Source organism: Streptomyces sp. MB09-02B (assembly GCF_033794485.1).
Classification (GTDB): domain Bacteria; phylum Actinomycetota; class Actinomycetes; order Streptomycetales; family Streptomycetaceae; genus Streptomyces.
Genome location: NZ_JARGEE010000457.1, coordinates 1 through 6,580, shown reverse-complemented (window position 1 = coordinate 6,580; position 6,580 = coordinate 1). Strand labels below are relative to the sequence as shown.

At 71.6% G+C, this 6,580-nt stretch carries 13 protein-coding genes; all 13 read left to right on the top strand.

Going from position 1 to position 6,580, the window contains the following annotated elements; translation table 11 throughout:
* Positions 1-408, top strand: a 408-nt coding sequence (locus P1P70_RS37770) for a hypothetical protein (RefSeq protein WP_319245821.1), incomplete at its 5' end; no start/stop codon positions are given.
* A complete protein-coding gene (locus P1P70_RS37765; protein WP_319245819.1) occupies positions 405-1,061 on the top strand; it encodes a hypothetical protein in 657 nt (218 codons plus the stop codon). The genes P1P70_RS37770 and P1P70_RS37765, both read left to right, overlap by 4 nt.
* A 157-nt stretch (positions 1,062-1,218) precedes the next feature.
* Positions 1,219-1,800, top strand: coding sequence for a hypothetical protein (locus P1P70_RS37760; RefSeq protein ID WP_319245817.1), 582 nt, complete (start codon positions 1,219-1,221; stop codon positions 1,798-1,800).
* A complete protein-coding gene (locus P1P70_RS37755) occupies positions 1,797-2,195 on the top strand; it encodes a hypothetical protein (RefSeq protein ID WP_319245816.1) in 399 nt (132 codons plus the stop codon). Before P1P70_RS37760 ends, P1P70_RS37755 begins: the two co-directional genes overlap by 4 nt.
* Positions 2,195-2,506: a hypothetical protein gene (locus tag P1P70_RS37750; RefSeq protein WP_319245814.1), complete on the top strand. Its 312-nt coding sequence runs from the start codon at positions 2,195-2,197 to the stop codon at positions 2,504-2,506. Before P1P70_RS37755 ends, P1P70_RS37750 begins: the two co-directional genes overlap by 1 nt.
* Before the next feature lie 63 nt (positions 2,507-2,569).
* A complete protein-coding gene (locus P1P70_RS37745) occupies positions 2,570-2,950 on the top strand; it encodes a hypothetical protein (RefSeq protein WP_319245812.1) in 381 nt (126 codons plus the stop codon).
* 15 nt (positions 2,951-2,965) lie between these two features.
* Positions 2,966-3,355, top strand: coding sequence for a DUF4326 domain-containing protein (locus tag P1P70_RS37740; RefSeq protein WP_319245810.1), 390 nt, complete (start codon positions 2,966-2,968; stop codon positions 3,353-3,355).
* A 24-nt stretch (positions 3,356-3,379) separates the two neighbouring features.
* A complete protein-coding gene (locus tag P1P70_RS37735) occupies positions 3,380-3,697 on the top strand; it encodes a hypothetical protein (RefSeq protein ID WP_319245808.1) in 318 nt (105 codons plus the stop codon).
* 38 nt (positions 3,698-3,735) lie between these two features.
* Positions 3,736-4,269: a VUT family protein gene (locus P1P70_RS37730; RefSeq protein ID WP_319245807.1), complete on the top strand. Its 534-nt coding sequence runs from the start codon at positions 3,736-3,738 to the stop codon at positions 4,267-4,269.
* Positions 4,241-4,879 carry a hypothetical protein gene (locus P1P70_RS37725; RefSeq protein WP_319245805.1) on the top strand — a complete coding sequence of 213 codons (639 nt, stop codon included), beginning with the start codon at positions 4,241-4,243 and terminating at the stop codon, positions 4,877-4,879. The genes P1P70_RS37730 and P1P70_RS37725 overlap by 29 nt, the downstream gene beginning before the upstream one ends.
* Positions 4,880-4,976: 97 nt before the next feature.
* Positions 4,977-5,825: a hypothetical protein gene (locus P1P70_RS37720; protein WP_319245803.1), complete on the top strand. Its 849-nt coding sequence runs from the start codon at positions 4,977-4,979 to the stop codon at positions 5,823-5,825.
* 3 nt (positions 5,826-5,828) lie between these two features.
* Positions 5,829-6,179: a hypothetical protein gene (locus tag P1P70_RS37715; protein WP_319245801.1), complete on the top strand. Its 351-nt coding sequence runs from the start codon at positions 5,829-5,831 to the stop codon at positions 6,177-6,179.
* Between the two features lie 3 nt (positions 6,180-6,182).
* Complete coding sequence (locus P1P70_RS37710) at positions 6,183-6,428, top strand: hypothetical protein (protein ID WP_319245800.1); 246 nt, start codon at positions 6,183-6,185, stop codon at positions 6,426-6,428.
* Positions 6,429-6,580 lie beyond the last annotated feature (152 nt).

The window sequence follows — 6,580 nt, the reverse complement described above, 5'->3', positions numbered from 1 at the left end:
GCCCCGTACCCCAGCCCCGAGAGAGAGGCGGCTGGCGTCGTCGAACTCGCCCGACCCGCCGACACCACCGGCCCGCGGCCTGACGGCCGAACCTCTCTCCACGAACTCCCCGACGACTTCCACCTGAACGACACCATGCGCCGCTGGGTCGCCAGCACCTTCCCCGGACTCGACCCCGACTTCGAAACCCAACAGTTCATCTCCCACTTCCGATCCGAAGGCCGCCGCAAGAAGAACTGGCACGACGCCTGGCAGAAGTGGATCCGCGACTCCGCCGCCTACGCCTCCCGCCGCAACCACACCCCTGGCGGCAAGGTCATCCAGCTCCCCACCGGCCAGACCCTCACCGGCACCGACGCCCGCGTCCACGGCTGGCTCTCGCTGCCCTCCGAGGAGGAGATCTCGTGACACCCGACGAAGCACAGCAGCTCCTCGCCGCCTGCGCCGCCTACGACAACCGACAGCCCTCCCAGATTGCCAAGCGCGCATGGGCCGCCGCCCTGAAGAAGATCCCGCTCGACGACGACTGCTTCGAGGCCGTGGCCCGCTACTACGCCACCCCCGCCAAGGACGGCGGACGGCTGTGGATCCAGCCCGCAGACGTCGTCACCCACCGCCGTGCCGTGCGGGCCGAGCGGCTGGAGAACTTCGTCTACGAGCCCCCTGCCGGCCTCGACGACCCGGACTTCATCAAGCGGCTCCGCGGCCAGCAGTACGCCGTCGGCAGCGGCACCGCGCCCGCCCCATCGCGGGCCCCCGCACTGACCGGCGGACCGACGAAGCAGGTTGCCGAGTTCCTCGCCAGCGTCGGCCGCGACATACCGGCCGAGGACGACGAGACGGCCGCAGTCCGCCGCCCTGGCCCGCTCGGCGTGGAGTGCCCGAAGTGCTCGGCTCCGATCGGCCGGCCGTGCCGTACCCCGCGGGGGAAGGAGCGGCCCACCCATCCGGCCCGCTCCGGCGAGGCAACGGACCCGCAGGCGGAACAGGCGGAGATCGAACAGCGGCTCGCCGCTTCGGCTGCCGTCCTCCGACGGCTCGAAGCCGGAGAGGCCCTGTGACCGACCACCCGCCCGAGTGGCAGATCCGCTGCCCCTGGTGTGAGGCCGCCCCCGGTATCCGCTGCACCAGCCCCCGCGGCCGACGACTCACCGTCCAGTCCCACGACGCACGCATCCAAGCCCACACCAGCCGCACCCGCCCCGAAGGAGCCAGCTAGTGACCGCCACGCCCGAACTCACCGACCAACAGCGCTACGACCGCCGCCTCCGATGCGCCCGCGCCATCACCGCCGCCCTCCGCGAGACCCACCACGAATGGCACCGCCTCAACGACGGCGACTGGCGCCTCCTCGGCGACATCGCCCTCGACGCCCTCGGAGACACGGCCGCCGAAATCCTCACCGACGGCACCCTCATGAAGAGCCTCAACATCCGCGACGGCGTCGTCACCCTGGAGACCGAACCCGCCCGCGAAATCCTCCTGACCCTCGTCGCCTCCATGCGCGGAATGCTCGACGAGTACAGCGCCGAGAACTACCTCGAAACCGAGATCACCGCGCCCAGCACCCGCAGCGTCTCCCTCGACCTGCAAGACGGGCAGAACCCCACCGACTCGTACACGGTCACGATCCAGCGCCGCTACCGGCCCACGCCGCACGAGTTCCGGCAGCGCGCCGAGCAGCAGCGCGACGACGTCATGCGGATCGTCGCCGACTGGTATGCGAGCAGCGAAGGCCGCGACGTCCTCATCGAAGACCTTGCCGCCGCCGGCTACCCGATTCCGGAGGACGGCCGGTGACCCGAGGACGAGGCCACACCCGCGGCTACCGCGCCCAAGACTCCGAACTCCGCCCCGGCAAAACCGTCGTCCCCTTCGGCGAGAAGACAACGATCTGCCCCGCCTGCCGCCAACGCCGGCACAACGCCTGCTGGGCCCACACCGCCGCCCTCGGCATCGGCGGAGAACCCGGCTGCCCCTGCGGCTGCCACATCCCCCTCGACGAGCCGCTCATGACCGACGAGGCCATCGACGACATGGCCGCCCACGGCCTCCTCGCCGAACACGTCAAGTTCCAGACCTCCATGGCCCTGCACTCCTCGCTCGCCATCCACTACCCCGAGGTCTGCCGCCAGTGCCTCGCCCGCGAAGGCGCCAAGACCGGCAGCCAGGACGCGCTCCCGCTGGAGGACTGATGCCCGCCATCCCCGACGCCGCCGTCGCCGTCATCGCCGCCGCCCTCGACGACTACCGACTCGCCACACCCGCCGACCAGCAAACCCCACGCGCCGCAGCCGAACGCGCCGCCGAATACCTCATGACCTTCGGCTGGGGCCTTCACATCCCCCGCGGCACCCAACCCCAACCCCCCTCCCGCGACCGCGCCCGCTGCCCCCACTGCACCGTCCGCCACCTCATCACCCTCGCCGGCCGTATCCGACGCCACGGGCCGCACGGTCACCCGTGTCCGGGGAGCGGGGCCCTCGTCCGCGCTACCGCCGCCTAACGGATCAGCACCGCGCGCGACCCCATCGCCACTGCCCGCCATTACCACAAGCTAGGACACGACATGACTGAACGGGACACAACGGGGCGCGACGGTGAACTCGGTACCGCAGCCGCCAGGCTCCGAGCCCTGACCGCCGCCGCCACACAACTGCCCTGGCGCAAGCACGACGCCGAATACCCGCACCTCGTGATCCAAGCCCCGGCAGACGTCCCCGCAACCGACTGCCACGGAATGATCTCGACGAACCTCACGCCGAACGAGTCCGCCGACGCCGCCTACATCGCGGCCATGCAGCCCACGGTCGGCGCCGCGGTCGCGGACTGGCTGGCCTGCATGGCGATGCTCGACCCCGCCGAGCGTGGCGGTGATGAGTGCGGCTGGTGCGGCATCGACCACACGCTGACGATCGCCCGCGCCCTCAACGCTCCGACCACCCGCTGACCGCTGGAGACCGCCATGACCGCACCCGCCCGCATCCAACGCCGCCGCACCAAAGGCTGGCGCAAGCCCGACAACTGCGTGATCGTCAGCCGCCCCTCCCGCTTCGGCAACCCGTTCACCATCGCGGGCGCCATCGAAGCCGAGATGGGCGACCCCCGCAGCGCCTGCGCCCAGAACTACGCCGAGTGGCTCCGCGTCGGCACCGAAGGCGGCTGGTACGAGGAGACCTACCGCATCGGCCGCCAGGTCTTCGACCGCCGCCGGATCCTCGCCGACCTCCACCTGCTGCGCGGCAAAGACCTCGCCTGCACCTGCCCGCTGCCCGAACCGGGCCAGCCGGACCACTGCCACGCCGCCGTACTCCTCCGCCTGGCCAACACCGCCGCCGTCTCGTCTGTCGTCTGACCACCCACCACCAGGAGACCCGACATGACCACCGGACTCACCGTCACCGTCAACGGCCAGCCAGTCCCCCTCGACGAATGCGGCTGGCTGCAACGCCGCCCCTGCGGCTGCATCGTCTCCGCCGTCCTCGCCGTCGTGGAGGCCGTGGACGACAGCGGCTGGGTCCTCGCGACCGCCGACCAGGCCCACCGCCACCTCAATCCGACCAAGCGCGACCGTGCCAAGGCCGAGCGGGCGGGCCTGACCACCGAACTGATCACGATGACGCACTACCGCGAGCACATCGGCTCCAAGTGGGAGTGCGAGCAGCACAAGCCCGCCGCCGCCTCGTCTGCCGTGTAGCCCCCGCCGATCACCAACCCACACACAAGGAGCAGCACGTGAACCTCCGAGGCGCCATCGCCCTCACCGCCTACATCACAGCCATCGTCGCCGCGAACTGGCTCACCACCCGCTACGGCATCGTCCCCACCGGCTTCGGCCTGGCGACCACCGCCGGCACCTACGCCGCCGGAGCCGCACTCCTCCTGCGCGACGCCGTCCAGGACTACGCCGGAACCCACTGGGTCTTCGCCGGAATCGGAGCCGGCGCCGCACTGACCGCCCTCACCTCACCCGCCCTCGCCATCGCGTCCACGGTGGCGTTCGTCCTCGCCGAACTCCTCGACACCGCCGTGTACACGCCGCTCCGGGAACGCGGATGGGCACGCGCCGCCCTCGCCTCCGGCATAGCCGGGGCCGTGGTCGACACCTACGTGTTCCTCGCCCTCGCCGGATTCCCGATCACGACGCAGACCGTCGGCGGCCAGCTCGTCGGCAAGATGCTGTGGGCCACCGCCCTCCCCGTTGCCGTCGTTCTCGTCGTCCGGCAGGTGCGCCGTGGTCATGTATCTCGGCACTCCCTCGGGGCCTGACGTGCGCGCCGCGATGAGTGCCGGGCTCATCGGCTGCATGACGACCCCGGCACAAGGCAACCGCATCCCCGAAGGCGCGCTGTACGCGTGCGACAACGGCAAGTTCGGCTGCGACGGCAAGGGCCGCAACTGGCCCGGCACCCAACGCTGGTGGGACTGGCTACAGCGCACCGTCTCCCGGTACGGCCCGGACCTGTGCCTGTGGGCGCTCGCCCCCGACGTGCCGTTCAACGCAGCCGCCACGCTCGACGAGTCCCGGCCGTGGCTCGCCGCGATCCGCGAACTCGGGGTGCCGGCCGCGTTCGCCGCGCAGAACGGCTGCGAGAACGGGCTCATCCCCTGGGGCGAGTTCGACGTGCTGTTCCTCGCCGGAGACACCGAATGGAAGACCGGCCCGATCGCCGAGCGGCTGTCCCGGGAGGCGAGGGAGCGGGGCGTGGCCGTCCACATGGGCCGCGTGAACTCCCTGCACCGGCTGCGGATCGCGGAGTGGTTCGGCTGCGACAGCGCGGACGGCACGTATCTCGCGTTCGGCCCGGACAAGAACCTCGCCCGGATGCGCGGCTGGCTTGACGAGCTGCACCACACGCCGTCGCTGTTCGGCGCATGAAGCGACCCCCGCAGCCGTTACCTGCGGGGGTCTACCGCCCGACCCTACCCACCGCCGTGCCGCCCCCAGGTGGCCGGCCCCTCCAAGGAGCAACCCTGTGACCGACACCACTGAAGCCGAGCCGCTCTCCGAGGAGCGGTTCGCCGAGTACGAAGCGCTTGTGGCCCGCGCTACGCCCATGGGCGCCGTGACCGCCTCGCCGGGAATCCTCGCCGTGCTGATCGACGAGGTTCGTCGGCTTCGGGTCGCGTCTGCTGCTGTTGTGCCTGCCGCAGACCGGGCCGCGCTGAGGGACCGCATCGCCGCCGCTGTGCAGCCGCTGCTGATGGACACCCTGCCGAAGCCGATTGCCGCCGTCCGCGCCGACGAGGTCGCCGATGCGGTGTTGTCGGTGCTGCCTGCCCCCGCAGACCGGGCCGCCGCCAGTACCGCCGAGACCGCCGCCGCGCTGGGCATGACGCCGACCGACTATCGGGCCGCATCCCACCGTGCGGCCGAGCAACAGATTCGGGAAGCCGCCAGCCGCCTGTACGCCGACGCGGGCCTTCGGGTCCTGGCCGCGCTCGACGCCGCCGTGCCTGTGGTGGGTGTGGCCGCCGACACGACACCAGCCGTCCATCCTCCCGCCGTCGAGGAGCGGCACACCTGCCACGACCAGAAGTCAGCCCCCGGCCGCGACTGGGAGTGCCAGTGGTGCTCCACGCTCCCGGACGACACGCGGCCCGACCCCGCGCCCGGCCCGCTTGTTCCGGCGCAGCCCGGCAACGACACCAAGACGCCCGTCGCCTACCGGTCGCCCGGCGGTCTCTACCTGTACTGCACCCGCCACTCCGACGACGTCGGCGCCTCCTGGACGCCGCTCGACTCCGACGACCTACCCGAAGGCGGACTGTGCGCCCAGTGCGGCGCGGACGTCCTCATCCCGCAGCAGCCGAAGGAGGCCTGACCCATGGCCCGCCCGTGGAACACGCCCTGCGCGAACCGCCACTACACCGCCCACTTCGGAATCCTCGTCGCCCCGTGGCGCCTCGACGAATGCACCGAGTGCGAGTTCTGCGGCAGCTGCGTGACACACATCTGCTACCGCGACGACGCAAGCACCCTGCTGCACCTCGACCACTTCAAGGACTTCGCGAACCCGGGCGAGCCCGAGTGCGGGTCGATCGGCGCCCCGAAGCGCCTGACCGAGTACGCGCCTCGGCCGTGCAACCTCCCTGCCGGACACGGTGGGAAGCGGCATCGGGCGCGCATGGGCTGGTCGTGGCCTGTAGCCGTCGCGCAGCAGTCGAAAGGGGCCTGAGTCGTGGCGACGTACACCAGCGAGACCGTCACCCGCACCATCCGCCGCTGGATCGTGCCCGCCGCCGAACCGTGGGGCGTGTGCATCGGCGACATCAACGCGGCGACGGCGGCTGCCTGCCGGACGTACCGGGAGGTGCACGGGCTGGCGCGGGACGCGGTGATCGCGGATGACGCGATCCGGTTCCACCCGAGGGACGACGTGATCGTCATCGAGTTCGAGACGGAGAAGCCGTCGGCTTCGCCGTAGCGGGCCCAGGAAGGCCGCTGGATGCCCGCGAGACGGCCTCAACCCGTCTCGCGCGGCCCGGCGGCACCGACAGGGCTCTCAGGGCCTCACAGGGGCGCACAGCGCCACGCCCCCGGCTGACGGCCTCGCAGCGCCCCGACCCACCCCAACCC